The organism is Chitinophaga sancti (genome assembly GCF_034087045.1).
GTDB classification, from domain to species: Bacteria; Bacteroidota; Bacteroidia; order Chitinophagales; family Chitinophagaceae; genus Chitinophaga; species Chitinophaga sancti_B.
This window is the reverse complement of record NZ_CP139247.1, coordinates 2,765,654-2,782,124: the sequence shown is the minus strand read 5'-3', so window position 1 is coordinate 2,782,124 and position 16,471 is coordinate 2,765,654. Positions and strand designations below refer to the sequence as shown.

General features: G+C 38.9%; 19 protein-coding genes and 1 other RNA gene. 12 read left to right on the top strand and 8 right to left on the bottom strand.

Features of this window, described 5'->3' with window-relative positions; all coding sequences use genetic code 11:
* The first annotated feature begins 17 nt into the window (after positions 1–17).
* Both SIO70_RS11675 and SIO70_RS11670 read left to right on the top strand, forming a co-directional pair.
* On the top strand, positions 18–446 hold the full coding sequence (locus SIO70_RS11675) for a hypothetical protein (protein WP_320581033.1): 429 nt from the start codon (positions 18–20) through the stop codon (positions 444–446).
* Between the two features lie 32 nt (positions 447–478).
* The gene (locus tag SIO70_RS11670; RefSeq protein ID WP_320581032.1) at positions 479–979 is read left to right on the top strand and encodes a phage holin family protein; all 501 of its coding nucleotides are present in this window, start codon (positions 479–481) and stop codon (positions 977–979) included.
* On the opposite strand, the gene SIO70_RS11665 is transcribed toward SIO70_RS11670, so the two are convergent.
* Entirely contained in the window at positions 976–1,464 is a 489-nt protein-coding gene (locus SIO70_RS11665) for a hypothetical protein (protein ID WP_320581031.1), read from the bottom strand. The two genes, SIO70_RS11670 and SIO70_RS11665, sit on opposite strands and share 4 nt — an antisense overlap.
* Positions 1,465–1,502: 38 nt before the next feature.
* Positions 1,503–1,760 carry a hypothetical protein gene (locus tag SIO70_RS11660; protein WP_320581030.1) on the bottom strand — a complete coding sequence of 86 codons (258 nt, stop codon included), beginning with the start codon at positions 1,758–1,760 and terminating at the stop codon, positions 1,503–1,505.
* 237 nt (positions 1,761–1,997) lie between these two features.
* Here SIO70_RS11660 and SIO70_RS11655 point away from each other — a divergent pair, with 237 nt between their 5' ends.
* The 3 genes from SIO70_RS11655 (at position 1,998) to SIO70_RS11645 (ending at position 4,337) form a co-directional block, all read left to right on the top strand.
* Positions 1,998–2,252: a hypothetical protein gene (locus SIO70_RS11655; protein ID WP_320581029.1), complete on the top strand. Its 255-nt coding sequence runs from the start codon at positions 1,998–2,000 to the stop codon at positions 2,250–2,252.
* Complete coding sequence (locus SIO70_RS11650) at positions 2,249–2,485, top strand: hypothetical protein (RefSeq protein ID WP_320581028.1); 237 nt, start codon at positions 2,249–2,251, stop codon at positions 2,483–2,485. Before SIO70_RS11655 ends, SIO70_RS11650 begins: the two co-directional genes overlap by 4 nt.
* A 103-nt stretch (positions 2,486–2,588) precedes the next feature.
* Positions 2,589–4,337: an energy transducer TonB gene (locus SIO70_RS11645; protein WP_320581027.1), complete on the top strand. Its 1,749-nt coding sequence runs from the start codon at positions 2,589–2,591 to the stop codon at positions 4,335–4,337.
* Positions 4,338–4,433: 96 nt separating this feature from the next.
* Here the strand turns inward: SIO70_RS11645 and SIO70_RS11640 are convergent, their stop codons facing one another.
* Both SIO70_RS11640 and ssrA read right to left on the bottom strand, forming a co-directional pair.
* Positions 4,434–5,618: a site-specific integrase gene (locus SIO70_RS11640; RefSeq protein ID WP_320581026.1), complete on the bottom strand. Its 1,185-nt coding sequence runs from the start codon at positions 5,616–5,618 to the stop codon at positions 4,434–4,436.
* A gap of 167 nt (positions 5,619–5,785) precedes the next feature.
* Positions 5,786–6,159, bottom strand: a transfer-messenger RNA (tmRNA) gene (gene ssrA, locus SIO70_RS11635).
* 192 nt (positions 6,160–6,351) lie between these two features.
* On the opposite strand from ssrA, the gene SIO70_RS11630 reads away from it, so the two are divergent.
* Positions 6,352–6,594, top strand: a complete 243-nt coding sequence (locus SIO70_RS11630) for a hypothetical protein (protein WP_320581025.1) — start codon at positions 6,352–6,354, stop codon at positions 6,592–6,594.
* A 54-nt stretch (positions 6,595–6,648) separates the two neighbouring features.
* Here SIO70_RS11630 and rseP read toward each other — a convergent pair whose 3' ends face one another.
* The 3 genes from rseP to SIO70_RS11615 all read right to left on the bottom strand — a co-directional run bounded on the left by rseP (position 6,649) and on the right by SIO70_RS11615 (position 10,807).
* A complete protein-coding gene (gene rseP / locus SIO70_RS11625; RefSeq protein WP_320581024.1) occupies positions 6,649–7,983 on the bottom strand; it encodes an RIP metalloprotease RseP in 1,335 nt (444 codons plus the stop codon).
* A 98-nt stretch (positions 7,984–8,081) separates the two neighbouring features.
* Positions 8,082–9,248: a 1-deoxy-D-xylulose-5-phosphate reductoisomerase gene (locus SIO70_RS11620; protein ID WP_320581023.1), complete on the bottom strand. Its 1,167-nt coding sequence runs from the start codon at positions 9,246–9,248 to the stop codon at positions 8,082–8,084.
* Positions 9,249–9,310: 62 nt separating this feature from the next.
* Entirely contained in the window at positions 9,311–10,807 is a 1,497-nt protein-coding gene (locus SIO70_RS11615; protein WP_320581022.1) for a GH3 auxin-responsive promoter family protein, read from the bottom strand.
* Between the two features lie 345 nt (positions 10,808–11,152).
* On the opposite strand from SIO70_RS11615, the gene rplU reads away from it, so the two are divergent.
* From rplU to SIO70_RS11585, 6 genes are all read left to right on the top strand, one after another.
* On the top strand, positions 11,153–11,455 hold the full coding sequence (gene rplU / locus SIO70_RS11610) for a 50S ribosomal protein L21 (RefSeq protein ID WP_072359712.1): 303 nt from the start codon (positions 11,153–11,155) through the stop codon (positions 11,453–11,455).
* A 28-nt stretch (positions 11,456–11,483) separates the two neighbouring features.
* Positions 11,484–11,756 (top strand): 50S ribosomal protein L27, encoded by a 273-nt coding sequence (gene rpmA / locus SIO70_RS11605; RefSeq protein WP_116851816.1) that lies wholly within the window; start codon positions 11,484–11,486, stop codon positions 11,754–11,756.
* Between the two features lie 73 nt (positions 11,757–11,829).
* The gene (locus SIO70_RS11600) at positions 11,830–12,273 is read left to right on the top strand and encodes a histone H1-like repetitive region-containing protein (protein WP_320581021.1); all 444 of its coding nucleotides are present in this window, start codon (positions 11,830–11,832) and stop codon (positions 12,271–12,273) included.
* 190 nt (positions 12,274–12,463) lie between these two features.
* Complete coding sequence (locus SIO70_RS11595; RefSeq protein ID WP_320581020.1) at positions 12,464–14,116, top strand: helix-hairpin-helix domain-containing protein; 1,653 nt, start codon at positions 12,464–12,466, stop codon at positions 14,114–14,116.
* Positions 14,117–14,122: 6 nt separating this feature from the next.
* Positions 14,123–14,746: a DsbA family protein gene (locus SIO70_RS11590; protein ID WP_320581019.1), complete on the top strand. Its 624-nt coding sequence runs from the start codon at positions 14,123–14,125 to the stop codon at positions 14,744–14,746.
* Positions 14,743–15,237: a GNAT family N-acetyltransferase gene (locus SIO70_RS11585; RefSeq protein WP_320581018.1), complete on the top strand. Its 495-nt coding sequence runs from the start codon at positions 14,743–14,745 to the stop codon at positions 15,235–15,237. The genes SIO70_RS11590 and SIO70_RS11585 overlap by 4 nt, the downstream gene beginning before the upstream one ends.
* Positions 15,238–15,523: 286 nt before the next feature.
* Here the strand turns inward: SIO70_RS11585 and SIO70_RS11580 are convergent, their stop codons facing one another.
* On the bottom strand, positions 15,524–16,426 hold the full coding sequence (locus SIO70_RS11580; RefSeq protein ID WP_083720599.1) for a type IX secretion system membrane protein PorP/SprF: 903 nt from the start codon (positions 16,424–16,426) through the stop codon (positions 15,524–15,526).
* Positions 16,427–16,471: the final 45 nt, after the last annotated feature.

The following is a 16,471-nucleotide window of genomic DNA, read 5'->3' as shown; positions in this document are numbered from 1 at the left end:
AAAGATAAAAGGTATGAATGACGTTAACCCAGCTAAAGAATTTATTCACTGATTTCTTCAAAAGACACAAACAGGTTAATCACTGCTTCTATGGTGATTTAGCTGATTATGTAGCTATTCCTGATAAATTATATTATTCAGTCAACATCCAATATAATAATTCAAATGTATCTGGTAAGTATATAAACCATAACTACACTATTACTATATCTGATTTGATGAACCTGAATTATCCTGAAACGGAACATTCAGCTATAAGTAATTGTATGGAGATTGCCAAAGATTTCATTGCTTATCTAACCTATAACGATGATATAAGTTCAGTTAACCCTTCAATTCAACCTTTTAGGGAATCTACTGGTGACATATGTGCAGGTGTGGTCTTGGGAATTAACGTACAGTTATTTATATCATTAAATGAGTGTGCTATACCAACAAATGATTAATTAAAACACATGCAACCTATTTAAAATATAAAATGTATCCCTATGCCCTTACCATTATCAGAAAGATAATTGACAACACCATACACGCTTCCCTTTGGAATAATATTTTAAAAATCCTTATTGCCGTTTGGTTATTCTTTGCCGGAATCCATACCTACATTTACTGTATCATTGCCCTTACCATATTAGATATTGCTACCGGTATCCCTGCCAGTATGAAAAAGGGAGTGCCGTTTAAATCACGCATACTTAGAAAGGGGTTGATTGAAAAGGTTGTGCTTTACCTTATCATGCTTATCGCTGTATTCATTCTTGAATTGGTTGTAAAAACTGCTATTGAATATGATTCATTCTATATGGTACTGGTCGTAACTATGTGTATATCAACCTATGAACTAACATCTATCCTTGAAAATATAGCCATCCTTAGACCTGAATTACCTTTTATATCCAGGTTGATTAAATTGTCAAATAAGATTCAAGAAAAAACATTAGATATTGCTGAAGATAGGGTAGATAAAACAAAAATTTAAAATTTGTGGTCCATGTTAATAACGAAAAAAGAGTCAAATTTATAAGTTTTGTCTTCATTTGTGCAGACCCCTTTGCCAAAATGATAGTACATAAAATTATAAAAGTAAACAGTATAATATGAGTCATAGTACCGTGACTGATAGAAGTCTACTTTTTTACCATGTTGAACAATGAATTGTTTAAATTTTTCAAAGTCAAGATGATACTTTTTTGAATAACAGCTTCTAATATATCTGTTTGAATAATCTCCGGCTTCCGTCAGTTCTATTGAGATAGATTCTTTGCCGTCATTGATTTCAAAATCCAATTCTCCATATTTTCTGTCAATATGAACATCAAACCCCTTATTAGTAAATCTTTCAGCACCTTTATCAGTATTATTAAAAAGTGTCTCAATATCGGAGACTGTTACTTTTTGAGCGCAGGAATTTTGGTAAACAGACGTAATGCATAAAAGAACAAATGCAAATCTAAATAGGTACATTGATGGATTTTGGGGCAATTTAAGAAAATCAGAAATATTTATTTTGATTTACTTAATGATTTGTGAGCAAGTTTGACCAATTCCAGATAATCTATTTCCATTGCCTTACCCATTAGATCAAAATCATTCAGGTTTAATTGCTTTGGATTGTATATTTTTCTGTGAAGCGTTGAATAGTTAATTCCGGTATCCTTACTTAAGACAGATACGGGCAAAATTTCGAATATATCAGAAAACTTTGCAATCTCATTTGCAAGTATCAAAGATTTTACTGCCTTATATCTTTTGTCCTTCACTTTTTAACAGTTATTTCTGAAAATAACGTGTTTATAATCAGATTGTATTTAAATTATCCAAATATGAGTATTATTACTTTTATTTAATAAATAATATCCATAATTGAAGTATTTGTATATTTGTGAAGCTTAGTCCCATTTGTCATGTTTTTTTCTGAAACAGGTTAAGAAACCATTTACAGCAAATGGCACATTAATCAATCAATTATTTCTTGATGGATAATAAACTTTACCACGATGATTACAAAGCCCCTACCACAAGAGGATTTGCTATTGATGTTAGCAGGGAATTTCCATGTTGATATAAATAGAATCCCAGAATTGAAGACAATATTTCATGCAAACAAAAGAGATTCTCATCTGTTATTTACCGCTATAAAAATGTTAGATCAAGATGAATGCATTTTGATGTTTCACTTTGTTGGTGCAGTAATAGCTGGTTATGTATCAGATGTTGAATCACTTATGCCCCAATTAAAGAAATACAAATGACCACTATCAAATTGACACCAAACGAAAGAAGGAAATACGCATTCACTTTTTTAAAGGAACACACAAAATTTCTAGAGAAAATTAGAATGGAAGGCGTAATTGGTAACAAAGTGTATTGTTGGAATGGTACTATTGCTTTAGTAGTGACTGTTGAAGAAGAAACTGAAAAGGTATATGCAGAAATTGATAACGAAGTGAAAATAATGTTTTTCAGAGATTTAAACATTGATTAACAGTAAACAAAAATTAAAATTATAAAGAAAAGAGTACATAATTATTTCATCAGGAGATAAAGATATTTAACAATATTAATTCAATAAAAATTTGCTATACTATATGAATAGATTTATAGGGTTTGAATATTTGCTCACATTTTTATTTATTTTACCATTACATAAATCCGGGTATTCACAAGGAATTAACTATACGGGTACTTATTCCATCACTAAGGATAAATATTCTCCTTTATTATTAATTAAACAAAAAAAGGACACCATTTTTTATGAAATTTGGAATTTTGGTGGTCTAACACCAGGTTCAAGGATTGGGAACACATACGGTAAAGTCAAACTAAACGATAATACTATAATTGATATATCAGAAAATCCTGAAAATAATAATTTAGATACGTTGGTTATTCAATTTTCCCAGGTCTCTGCCAAAATTAGTACAAAACTAGGTTCAAATGTATTTCCTGGTTTTGAGACAACAAACATAAGTCCTGATGGTCTTTATAAGAAAACTAATAGCACCCCACCAAAATTCAGCTTTTCAGAGAATGATTTCAATGAATCCTTAACTTCAACTACAGTCGGCAAAAATCCACCTCCTAAAGAACAGGATGAATTGAACTTATTTGGTGGTGCAATTAAATTAAAAGCTGGCGATATCATTTTAATAAATAACCCCTCACATAAACCTTCAGGTAATGTATGGAGCTACGAATATGTGTACAGTGATTTTTGGCCCAATATGCCAGAAAGAAGTGGCAAACTTACTGGTCGTTTTAACTTAACCACAATTGTCAAAAAATTAAATATTGAAGGAAATAGAGGATATACACTTGTAACAACAACTCTAAATGGAAAAAACTACGACATAGTTATTAATCTAAAAAATGCTATAATTAGCCATGAGATTGAATTACCCAATCAAAATGTAATTAGTAAGATGGCGCTGTTTAAATCGTATTTACTATCTGTAGATAATATTTCCGACAATATTGTTATTGGTTACATTAATAATTTCGAACCTGTACAAGGAGAATTGGATGAATTTAAAAAAAGGAGAGTGATACAAAATACTAAATTAAAACTTGATTCAATAAAAAGTCAACCTGCTAAGAAAAATGGATTCATTTATTTTTCAAATGTTCAGTTTAGTGAATATAATTTCAATAATCATTCATTTAAAACCGATGGAGTGGAAAATAACTTCCGATTTGATTTTGACAGTGATATTAATGGGGAAAGTAGGGTAATTAAGGTAAGTTGCAGAAACATATATAAGGAGTTAGATATCCCCATGGACGAAGGAAAGGCAGAAGTAATAACTAACAGGTACTTCAAAAACACGGATCGGACTGTTTATTGTATTTATACAATAGACTTCACTAATGTAAGTACGGTAATAGTAAAATCAGGAGCTGATAGAATGTATAGTGTAGAAAAGGCAATTGAACAACAAGGAAATATTAAGTCCATAGCATTCTTTGGGGATGCTGATTATACTAACAAAATTGCAGAATATAATTGGCCTCCGGATGCTGAACCTAAGAATGCAAAAGCAGCAGATAGACATGCAAGTTTTCCAGGAGGGGATGATGCTTTTAAAACATTCATGCTAAATATTCATTATCCAAGAGAGGCCCAAGAAAAAGTTATACATGGTACTGTATTCATCAAATTTATTGTTGATGAAACAGGTAAAATCGTTAATCCTAGCCCAGTTACACATTTAGGTGCAGGCTTGGAAGAAGAAGGATTAAGGCTAGTAAAATTAATGCCCAATTGGTTACCAGCAATTAAAGATGGTAACCCAGTGAAAGAAGAAGTAAACTTACCATTAAAGTTTAGCTTACAATAATCGTGATTGTTTACTATCAAGATATTTAGCACGTATTGAAAACAAATCCATAAAATTAGACCTACAACAAGAAGGGGGCTGTAATGCCCCCTTTTCTTATTCATCAATTTTTTCCATTTCCTTTAATATTTTTTCATCAACAACCTTAGCATAGATTTGGGTGGTTGATATTTTAGTATGACCAAGCATCTTACTTACAGCATCAATAGAAACGCCATTTAAAAGGGTTATAGTGGTAGCAAATGTTCTTCTTGCCATATGGGTGCAAAGGTTCTTATTAATGCCACAAATGGCTCCTAATTCCTTTAAATAGCTATTGAATTTTTGATTACTTGGTACATTGAATATTTTATCACCGGGAATAGTTAGATCAATTAGTTCCAAGGCTTTTTTAATCAATGGCAGACGTACAGGGATGTTTGTTTTTGTTCTACTGGTATTGATCCATTTTTTCCCCTGAACTTCTACTATATTACTTTTCCTTAAATTCTCTATATCAACATAAGCTAACCCCGTGTAAATTTGAAACAGAAATATCTTTTTGATATTCTCCATCCTTACAATATCAAATTGCTTTTCTTCAATCTTGGCAATTTCAGCTTCATTTAAAAATTCCATCTCTACTGGTTTTATTTTTGCCTTATAATTGGCAAACGGGTCTTTTTCAATAAAACCATTAGCCACTGCCTGATTGATAACACTTCTTAAATTCTTTATGTACTTGACGGAAGAATTATGATTGCAATTTTTAACAGTTTTAAAATAATGTTCTAATTCATTTACAAAGGAAAGATTTAGGTGTGACAACAACACATCGGTTTGTTTGTGTTTATATTTTATGAATTCTTGTACATGGGTTAAAGTTGTCTTGTAGCGTTTAATGGTGGATGGTGCGTAATCTTTCCCTTCCAATTCTTCCATTTTCTTTATGTGAGATTCAAAAATTGGAATTAGGGATTTATAAATAACATCCTTGCCCAGAATTTTATTCTTCAGGGTTTCGGAAGTGTATTCTACTTCATTATCAATAAGTTCTTTTACCGATGATTTGAAGGATTTTATTAATTGATCAAGTTTTGCGTTATTAATATCTACATCAATATCTTTCCCTTTTATTGTTTGCCGCTTTTCATCCCAGTTTTTGATATTTATATATATCCCTGTAGATATTTCTGCTCTTTCAGCACCCACAGTAATCCGCATATAGATGGGTACTTTTCCCTGTGAATTTATCTTTGATTTGGCTAACCAAAAATTATATCTTGTATTTAAAACATTCATTATCAATGAATTAATTGGTAACTAAAATTTGAAGTGTCGGTAACCGGATTGGTATTTTTAGTTCCTATTAATTCAGGGAGGTCTTATAAAGAAAATAGGCTCATAACCATTGATTATGAACCTATTAGTAATAATATAGTAGTTATAAACAGTTAATTTATAACCATTTGTGGAGCTGGCGGGAGTCGAACCCGCGTCCAAACACATCCTCCGAAAGGCTTCTACATGTTTATTTATGCATTATTTTTTCGAGACACGGCAGGGGCATAACTAACCAACCTTGTCCTTATCCGTTGTTGTTTCAGCACTCACTCACAGAAACCATGAGTACCTATTCTACATGTTTATGATTCGGCGGCGGCAGCTGGAGTAGACGGCCAGCTCGCGGCGGCTATAATGGGTGTCTAATCTCTGATTAGGCAGCCATGGCGTAGTTAGATTCGCCATTTGAAGTTTGGGTATTCAGATTTACGTGCTAATTATCCAACGCACGACATGCTTACACTTTCAAAGACCTATGCTGTCAAAACCGGGCAGCCCCAGATCTGCTTTCGCAGCTAACAAAGATACGTGATATTTAGATATAAATAAAATTGAGTATGAAAAAGCTAGAATGATAGTGAGCGTATTAAACCGATAACACACTTGTAATCAATATATTGCAAGGCTTATTATTTGGAATCACAGGGAAAGTTAAGTAGATTTGAAGGTATAAACCATTAAACAGATTACAATGTCAGATTCACAATTTACTATAGTGCTGGGTGCACTTAGGTCAATGGAACAGAAACTGGACCTGCGGTTTATGGCCGTTTATAACAGGATAGAGAAACTCGAAAAAAGACTGAATTCAATGGAGATCAAATTTGATCACAAATTTGAAATGATGGATGTGAGGTCAGAAAAAATAGAATACAGTCTGGATGAGTTAGATAGACGATTATTAAAATTAGAACCTCAAGTCAGTTTCGCATAAAAAAAGAAGGAAGAAGCCCTTCGACCTCTTCCTTCTTCAAAATTTAATTTATACTTACTTCCCAAATATACTTCTGTAAATATCCAACCCATTCGCATACAACAGCAACCCAAACAATATCACCATCCCCACTATCTGTGCATACTCCAGGAATTTCTCACTCGGCTTTCTACCTGTTACCATCTCATAAATCAGGAATAACACATGCCCCCCATCTAACGCAGGAATCGGCAGAATGTTCATAAACGCCAATATGATAGACAACAATGCCGTCATCTCCCAGAATGACATCCAATCCCACTCGCCAGGAAACAACTTCGCTATCGTCATAAAACCACCCAAAGACTCACTCGCCTTTACTTCTTTAGACACAAAGATCAAACGCAACTGCTGCACATAACCCACCAGCGTATTAATACACTTATTAAAACCAGCCGGAATCGCTTCAAAGAATGTAAAATGTTTGATTGAGAATGTAAACATCTTCTCGATGTTCACATTCAAACCTAACACCGCTTTTTCAGGTACACGCACCGTTAAGTTCACCGTATCTCCACCACGCAATACCTGCAGTGGTACGGTCTTATTCACATCTTTTACAATTTCCTTTTTGTACTCATGGTAATAATAAGCCGGCTGTCCATTCAATGTCAGGATCTGGTCGCCCTTACGGATACCAGCACTATCTGCCGGTGTATTGGCAGCTACTGTATCTACCAGGAAAGGCACTCTCACATCCATGAGAGAATTCTTATGCTTGATCATCTTACCCACAAATCCTTCCGGAATGGCGATATCTATTTTCTGTCCATCGCGGGAGATCTGGATAGTTTTTGCTTCACGCAGTACAATCTTACCAGGAATCGCTTTGAAGTTTTCCACAGGTTCATTCGCTACACTCACGATCATATCTCCATCTCTCAGTCCAATCGTCTGCGCCAGTGAATCGGCAGCAATACCGTAAGTGGTGTTTGCTGTAGGCAGGTAAGTTTCACCCCAATGCCATAACATCATGGAATAGATGAGGAAACCTAACAGCAGGTTCACCGTCACACCACCAATCATGATAATGAGACGCTGCCATGCTTTTTTGGAACGGAATTCCCATGGCTCCGGTGGCTTGGCCAGCTGTTCGCGGTCCATGCTTTCATCTACCATGCCGGAGATCTTAACATAACCACCCAATGGCAACCAACCTATACCATACTCCGTCTCACCTTTCCTGAATTTGAATAATGAAAACCAGGGGTCAAAAAAGAGATAAAATTTCTCTACGCGCGTCTTAAACAGTTTTGCAGGGATAAAATGTCCGAGCTCATGCAATACTACCAGTATAGATAGTGACAGTATCAACTGCCCGGCTTTTACCAATATTTCTTGTGTTGTCATGTATACTTTGTCTGACAGTAAATATATGTTGTTTTTTCTCTATAACAGGGAATGGGCAAAGATAGCCGGTATAACTGCGATATCGCAGCTATGCTATGTTAAATTATGATAGCGTTGATCATATTATTCGCGTGTTCCCTTGCTGCCAGGTCACTTTCATAGTAATCATGCAGGGTCGGCTTTTCGATGAATGGCACCTTGCCCATGATTTCTTCTATGACATCTGTCATCTGCAGGAAGCCGATACGGTTCTTCAGGAACGCATGTACCACCTCTTCATTTGCCGCATTCATCACACACGCCGCATTACCACCCTTCAGCATTGCCTCGATAGCGATACCCAGGTTACGGAAGGTCTTGGTATCCGGTTGTTCGAATGTGAGGTTGGAATAATTCCTGAATGAGAAACGAGGAAAGTCGTTTTCCAATCTTGTAGGATACCCTAATGCAAACTGGATAGGCAGTTTCATATCAGGCAAACCCATCTGGGCTTTCATGCTACCATCTACAAACTGTACCAGGGAGTGAATGATAGATTGTGGATGGATTACCACCTCGATCTTGTCAGGATCAATGTTGAAGAGCCAGCGTGCCTCGATCATTTCCAACCCTTTGTTCATGAGGGTTGCACTATCAATAGTGATTTTGGGTCCCATGCGCCAGTTTGGATGCTGGAGGGCATGGTCCTTTTTCACATTAATGAGGAAGTTGGTTTTCTTACCCAGGAAAGGACCACCTGAAGCAGTGAGGATCATTTTTTCCACTTTGGCCGAAGACTCGCCCATCAAACACTGGAAGATCGCTGAGTGCTCAGAATCTACAGGTATTACAGGTACATTCCTTTTTCTGGCAGTACCCATTACGATATCACCAGCTACGACCAGGGTTTCCTTGTTCGCCAGGGCGATGGGGGTACCTTGTTCAATAGCAGCCAGGGTTGGCGCCAGGCCGGCAAAGCCCATGATGGCAGCCAGCATCATATCGATCGAGCTCCAGGAAGCTACTTCTACCATTGCTTTGGCACCGGCAAATACCTTGATGCCTTTGTCAAAGAGTACTTCCTTTATGCTTTCGTATTTTGATTCATCAGCGATCACTACTGCATTAGGTCTGAATTTGAGGGCCTGTTCTATGAGCAGATCAGCATTGACACCAGCGGTCAACACTTCGACACTGAACTTATCAGGATGCGCCTCTATTACCTCCAGCGCCTGGATGCCAATTGATCCTGTGGAGCCAAAAATGGCTATATTTTTCTTACTCATTGTTGCAATAATAAGGGAATTACAAGAAATGCGGACATGCGTAGTCCGACATCTGTCCTGCTTTATGCCAGATAATTCATCAACTCGTCCGCTAATGCTCTGTCATTACTCAGTCTGGGCACCTTGTTCTGACCACCCAGTTTACCAACTGACTTCATATAATCTATAAAACCCTGTTTCTTGACTGTTCTGATCTTTAATGGTTGCAGAATGTTGCCGGTGAGCAGGTCGTCGTAGTAAATATTCTTTTTACGAAGATTGTCATCCACTCTTTTTGCAAATGCGTTAATGTCTGCAGGCGGGTTTTCGAACTCCACAAACCATTCATGGTAAGGTAGTTCACCAGCTTCAGGACTTACCATAGGCGCCACGGTAAACTCCGTGATCTGTAAATTATCTTCCTTCGCTGCTGTCATAAGGCTGTGCTCAACTTCTTCCCCAATCACGTGTTCACCGAAGGCGGAAATGAAATGTTTAATACGACCGGTTACCAGCAAACGATAAGGATTGGTGGATACAAACTTCACTGTATCGCCAATGTTGTATCCCCAGAGACCTGCGTTAGTGCTGACTACGAGGGCGTAGTTGACGCCCACTTCCACATCTTTCAGGGAAAGACGGGTAGGATGCTCGTTAAAGATCTCATTAGCAGGTATAAATTCGTAGAATATACCAGAGTTGGTATTGAGCAAAAGACCTTTGTGCTCCTGTGTATCCTGGAAGGCAAAGAAACCTTCTGATGCCGGGAAAGTCTCGATGGTATTGATCGGACGACCTACAGATGCCATTAGTTTTGCACGGTAAGGTTCAAAGTTCACACCACCATATACGAGTACATTGAGGTTTTTGAACAGTTCACCCACAGGCTTTCCACTACGTTCTATCAATCTGTCAAAGTACATCTGCATCCATGGCGGAATACCAGAGATGAGGGTCATATCCTGATTGATGGTTTCATCTACTATTTTATCCAGCTTGGTTTCCCAGTCTTCGATACAGTTGGTTTCGTAAGTGGGCAGCTGATTGGTACGCAGGTAGCGGGGTACGTGATGGTTCACTATACCACTGAGGCGGCCATAAGGAGTACCCCCTACCCTTTCCAGCACGGGAGAGCCGGAGAGGAAAATGAGTTTACCATCGGCAAAGTCAGTGTGCCCGGTTTCTGCCATGTAGTTAAGCAGGGCATTCCTGGCTGTATCAATATGATTAGAAATAGATTCCTTGGTGATTGGAATATACTTTACCCCACTGGTGGTACCAGATGTTTTGGCAAGGTAAATGGGCAAGCCTTTCCAGAGTATGTTCTGTTTGCCTTCTTTTATTTTATTAATATAAGGTTTGAACTGTTCATAGTCTCTGATAGGCACTGCCTGTCTGAAATCATTATAGGAATGGATATTGTCAAAGTGGTGGTCTTTTCCAAATTCGGTCTTCCTGCCTGTTTTAATCAACTCCTCCAGGATAGCTTCCTGGTCTTCTACCGCCCTCTGCATCTCCTTCCTGATCCTGTTGGCTACAATGGAAGCAAATGGTTTGGCAAGCAGTGATTTAAGCTTCATGCCCATTATTTTAGAATATGTGAAAGGACAAATGTATAAAATAAAAATTGTTATAAAAGGAATGGAATGAACTCCATGTGCGCAGTTTTTTTGCTGGTGCCAACCAAATTTACATATTAGTTAAATTGGCTCTGATTGTGGCTTTTAAGGTAATGTTGTGCATAGTGGTTCGTGGAACTTACATATAATAACAAACTATATTAAAATAAACTACGTATCTTTGAAAATAAATGGTATTCTCCTTTAAAACGTATGCTTTGATGGCAAACGCATTTTAAATATGGAGAAAACTTTGTCAATTTAAAAACAAATCCTACTTTTGCAGGAAATTATTTTTGGATCACTATGTTTGCAGTTGTAAAAATCGCAGGTCAGCAATTCAAAGTACAAAAAGACCAAGAAATCTTTGTACAACAGTTGCAGGGAAATATTGGAGATAAAGTGCAGTTCTCTGAAGTGTTGTTAATAGATAATGGCGGCGCGCTGACCGTTGGCACTGATGTAAAATCAGTAGTTAAAGCAGAAATCCTGAGCCACGTTCAGGGAGATAAGGTTATTGCTTTTAAAATGAAACGCAGAAAGGGTTTCAGGAAGAAAGTTGGACACCGTACTCACTTTACGAAGATTCGTATTTCAGAAATTGCTTAATTAATTAAAGTTTTAAACTTCCATAGAAATGGCACATAAAAAAGGTGAAGGTAGTGTAAAGAATGGCCGTGACTCTCAAAGCAAAAGGCTGGGAGTAAAAATATTTGGTGGTCAACCTGCTGTATCTGGCAACATCATCGTTCGTCAGCGCGGTACAGTTTACCATCCAGGTGCTAACGTAGGAATTGGTAGAGATTTTACCATTTTTGCGGTAGCTGATGGTGTTGTTGAGTTCAGAAAAGGACGCGAGAACAGAACCATCGTTTCTGTAAAATCATTTGACACCACTGCCCAGGCGTAAGCTTGGCGCAGTGTTTGCCATAAAGTTTTTTTTAATACCCAATTTTAATTACTAACCCAAAATTCAAAAAACAATGGCAACAATTAAAAAAGCGGCTAAAAAAGCTGCTCCTAAAAAGGCTGCTGCTAAGAAAGCAACCGCTAAGAAAGCTGCTCCTAAAAAAGCTGCTGCTAAAAAAGCAACCGCTAAGAAAGCTGCTCCTAAAAAAGCTGCTGCTAAGAAAGCCGCTCCTAAAAAAGCTGCTGCTAAGAAAGCAACCGCTAAGAAAGCTGCTCCTAAAAAAGCTGCTGCTAAGAAAGCAACCGCTAAGAAAGTTGCTCCTAAAAAGGCTGCTGCTAAGAAAGCTGCTCCTAAAAAGGCTGCTGCTAAGAAAGCTGCTCCTAAAAAAGCTGCTGCTAAGAAAGCTGCTCCTAAAAAGGCTGCTGCTAAGAAAGCTGCTCCTAAGAAGAAGGTTGCTGCTAAGAAGAAAGTGGTTGCTCCAGCTCCACAGACTGATGCTCCTTCAACTGAAGCATAATTACGATTTTACACACTGTGAAATAAAGGTTCTGGTGAATAACCAGGACCTTTCGTGTTTTTATAGAAGTTTGAATTGGCTTGCAGCAGCAAGGTAGAGGGATTTAAAATCTTTTTAATGAAAGATCTTTTATTCTTTGCCGTTGGAATTCCATCTTTAAAAAACCGAAATTCGCAGTTCAAATCAAATTATGCCGGATAACAGCACTATCGCAGACAACTTCTCGTTGCTGTCCAAACTCATGGACATCCACGGTGAAAACAGCTTCAAAGCAAAGTCGTTCGCCAATGCAGCATTCACCGTAGAAAAACTTACCACTTCCCTACAGGACATGCATACTGAGGAGATCGCCAAAATCAAAGGATTCGGCGAATCCATCAGCAAAAGCATCCAGGAAATGCTGCAAACCGAACAATGGAGCCTACTTGATACCTATATCGACAAAACTCCATCCGGCATTCTCGAAATGATGAAGATCAAAGGCCTGGGACCTAAAAAAATCGCTTCTATCTGGAAAGACCTGGAAGTAGAATCCCTCGGCGAACTTCTCTACGCCTGCAACGAAAATCGCCTCATGCTCCTGAAAGGCTTCGGCCAGAAAACACAGGACAGCGTAAAACAAAGCATCGAATTTTATTTCAGTAACCGCGATCGTTACCTCTTCGCCGAAGTGGAAACCCTCGCCAATGAACTGGAAAAAGAAATACAAACACTGTTTGCACCAGCCGCCGTATCCCTTACCGGACAAGTAAGAAGAAACGAAATCATCATCGATGAAATAGAACTGGTTGTAGACGCCGCACCTGAAATCATCAGAGAAAAATTAAGCTTCACCTTTATAGAAGAAACGCCTAACTCCCTGCTGTTTCAACATGCGCAAAAGGTAAAAGTGAGGATCTATCCATCTGCCATCGACGATTTTGGTAAATCACTTTTTCTTACTACCGCCACTCCCGCTTTCGTCGAAAGCTTCTTTGCCGCCGGCGGCGCTGCAGGCCTTACACCCGGTGCTACGGAAGAACAAATCTTCTCACAGGCCAACCTGCCCTACCTCCCCCCCTGCCTCCGCAACGACGGCAGTATGCTGCAAGTACAGCAGCTCCCTGACCTGATCACCCCACAGGATATCAAAGGCATCATCCACTCACACAGTACCTGGAGCGATGGTCAATATACCCTCGAAGAAATGGCCCTCGCCGCCAAAGCCCAGGGCTTTGAATACCTCGTGATCAGCGACCACTCCCGCTCCGCATTTTATGCTAACGGACTCAGTATTGAGCGCATTGCTGAACAACATGCACAGATCGATGCACTCAATCAACAACTCGCACCTTTTCGCATTTTCAAAAGCATTGAAGCAGATATTCTCAACGATGGCAACCTGGATTATCCGGACGAAATTCTGGCTTCCTTCGACCTCGTTATCGCTTCTGTTCACTCCAATTTAAAAATGAGTGAAGAGAAAGCAATGAGCAGACTGCTGAAAGCAATTGAAAATCCATATACCACTATCTTAGGCCATATGACCGGACGACTCCTGCTGAGCCGTAACGGTTATCCTGTAGATCACCACCGTATCATAGACGCCTGTGCCGAACACAATGTTGTCATTGAACTGAATGCACATCCCCGCCGACTCGACATCGACTGGGAATGGATACCCTATGCACGCGAAAAAGGCGTACTGCTCTCCATCGATCCCGATGCCCACAGTATAGCCGGTTACAAAGATGTTTACTACGGAACTCTAGCCGCCCGCAAAGGAGGTCTGACTGCCGACGGTAACCTGAGTAGCTATTCAAAAGAAGCTTTAGAAACCCATATCCACAACAGGAAAAAATAACGAACAATGAAACTGATCTATATCTATGATCCCATCTGTGGATGGTGTTATGGCTTTACGCCCGTGATCCAGGAGATCCAGGAGCAATTTAAAGGAGAGATATCGGTAGAGATACTGTCTGGCGGTATGTTATTAAGTGCTAACCGCCGCCCTGCCTCCGCAATGTACAACTACATCAAGGAAGCTCACAAACAGGTCGAGGCTACCACCGGCATTACCTTTGGTGATCCTTTCCTGAATGAATACCTGCGCTCAGACGATATCATGGACTCCGAAAAGCCCAGTATCGCATTGACCATATTCAAGCAATACCAACCGGAAAATGCCGTAAACTTTGCTCATGATATGCAGGTAGCACTCAACTTTGAAGGCAAAAGCCTCAATAATAACGATACCTACATTCCCATTCTGGAAAAGTACAATATCCCAGTGCAGGCCTTCCTGAACAACATGAAGGAAGACGATAACAAGTACGCTACCAACCAGGAGTTTAACATCGTACAACAATGGGGTATCACCGGTTTTCCAGCTGCTATACTTGAAAAAGACGAACAGTTATACCTGATAGCCAGTGGCTTTACTCCCAAAGCAAGACTGCTGCAGGTGATTGAGGAGATAAAAAATAAATGATGTATCAGATCACGCATGCTACCACGCAGGAAATTCCTATTATACAGGAACTGACCAACCAGATCTGGCCAGCTACCTACCTGTCTATCCTTCCCCAGGCACAACTGGACTATATGATAGCATTGTTGTATAATACGGAAGAACTGACCAGACAACTCACTTCCGATCATACCTTTCTCCTGATGTGGGATGGAAAAAGGACAATTGGTTTTGCAGGCTATAGCCCGAAAGAAGAGCCTGGTGTATACAAGCTGAACAAGATATACTTACACCCTGATTACCAGGGAAAAGGCGCTGGCAAATTCCTGCTTAACACCGTGATCGATGCAGTGAAAGCAACAGGTGCACACATACTGGAACTGAATGTAAATAAGTATAACAAGGCCCGTTATTTTTACGAGAAAACCGGGTTTGAAGTATACGAAGAGAAAGATATATACATTGGAAATGGGTACTGGATGAATGACTTCGTGATGAGGAAAATGCTATAAAAAATCCAGCCTGGTAAAAATACCAGGCTGTTTCCCAAGTTAACCATTAAAAGACACAACTTTTCTAATTAAAATCTTTGGGTGTTTCCCAGCTTATAGGTTGCTGGCTTTGCACCGCTATGAAAATACATACGATAAATGTTTAAACACGGTTTTCCTTTGGATTTATTTTTTTTATTTTTTTCTAGCTCTTTATTATCAACTAATAATCAACCAGATAGAAAATAAAATTCCCGCACTTTTGGTGCGGGAACTGATGACCCCGTAGGGTGTTTCGGTTAATAGACTAAAAAAGTCGGGGCAAAATCTCGTGATCGCTACTCCATCCAAATCTATAGCTAATCATCAGCTCATGTGATACTGATTGTGCGCCTTTGAGATTTGAATTTGTAGGTGTATCATATGAATATCCCATTTCTAATTGTGGTGTCAATCTAACACCTACCATTCCTGTCACTGTCTTCTCTGATCTCCACGAAGCTCCCAGCCACACCAGTTCTTTTAAGAGTACACTGGCATTGAAATCATAATTCAGTCCTGATCCTTTCACATCTCTCAACAGCAATGTAGGCTTGAATTTCAGATCCTCATTAATATCAAATACATAAGCTGCCTGCATGTAATAGTGCGGTTTCGTCACAATCCTGTTTACACTTTTTCCAATGTCAAAACTTTTGAACATAGGTGCACCCAAACCCAGGTAAAACTTCTCTGTAAACAACGCAAATCCGAAGCCAACATTTGTTTTCATGTAACTCAGGTTGCTGGCAAAGGTTGGATCTGTCGTAGTCAGCGTACTATTATTCTCCTTATACTGCGACATACCTACTATCAATCCCATCGCAAGATGTAGCTCTTCTGTAAGGTCTACTTTCTGTGATGCAAAAATATTTAAATCTGTACGGGTATCTACTGTGATGCTCTCCCTCATGGCAGACAATCCAAGTGTAGTTCCCCTTTCATTCAATGGTGAATAAAATGAAAATGTAGCAGTTTTGGGAGCTCCGTCTACTCCCACCCATTGATTACGGCCATCTACTGTCAGTCGGGCTGACTCATCCATGCTTGCATAGGCAGGATTGATGGCCAGGCCATTGAACATATACTGGGAATAGATAGGATCCTGTTGTGCCTTTGAAGGCAAGTAGCAAGCAAATAGGACAAACAGGGTAATTATTACTTTCTTCATATATACGGATTACAGCGAATGGAGACAGCTGCTTCCATTCGCTGG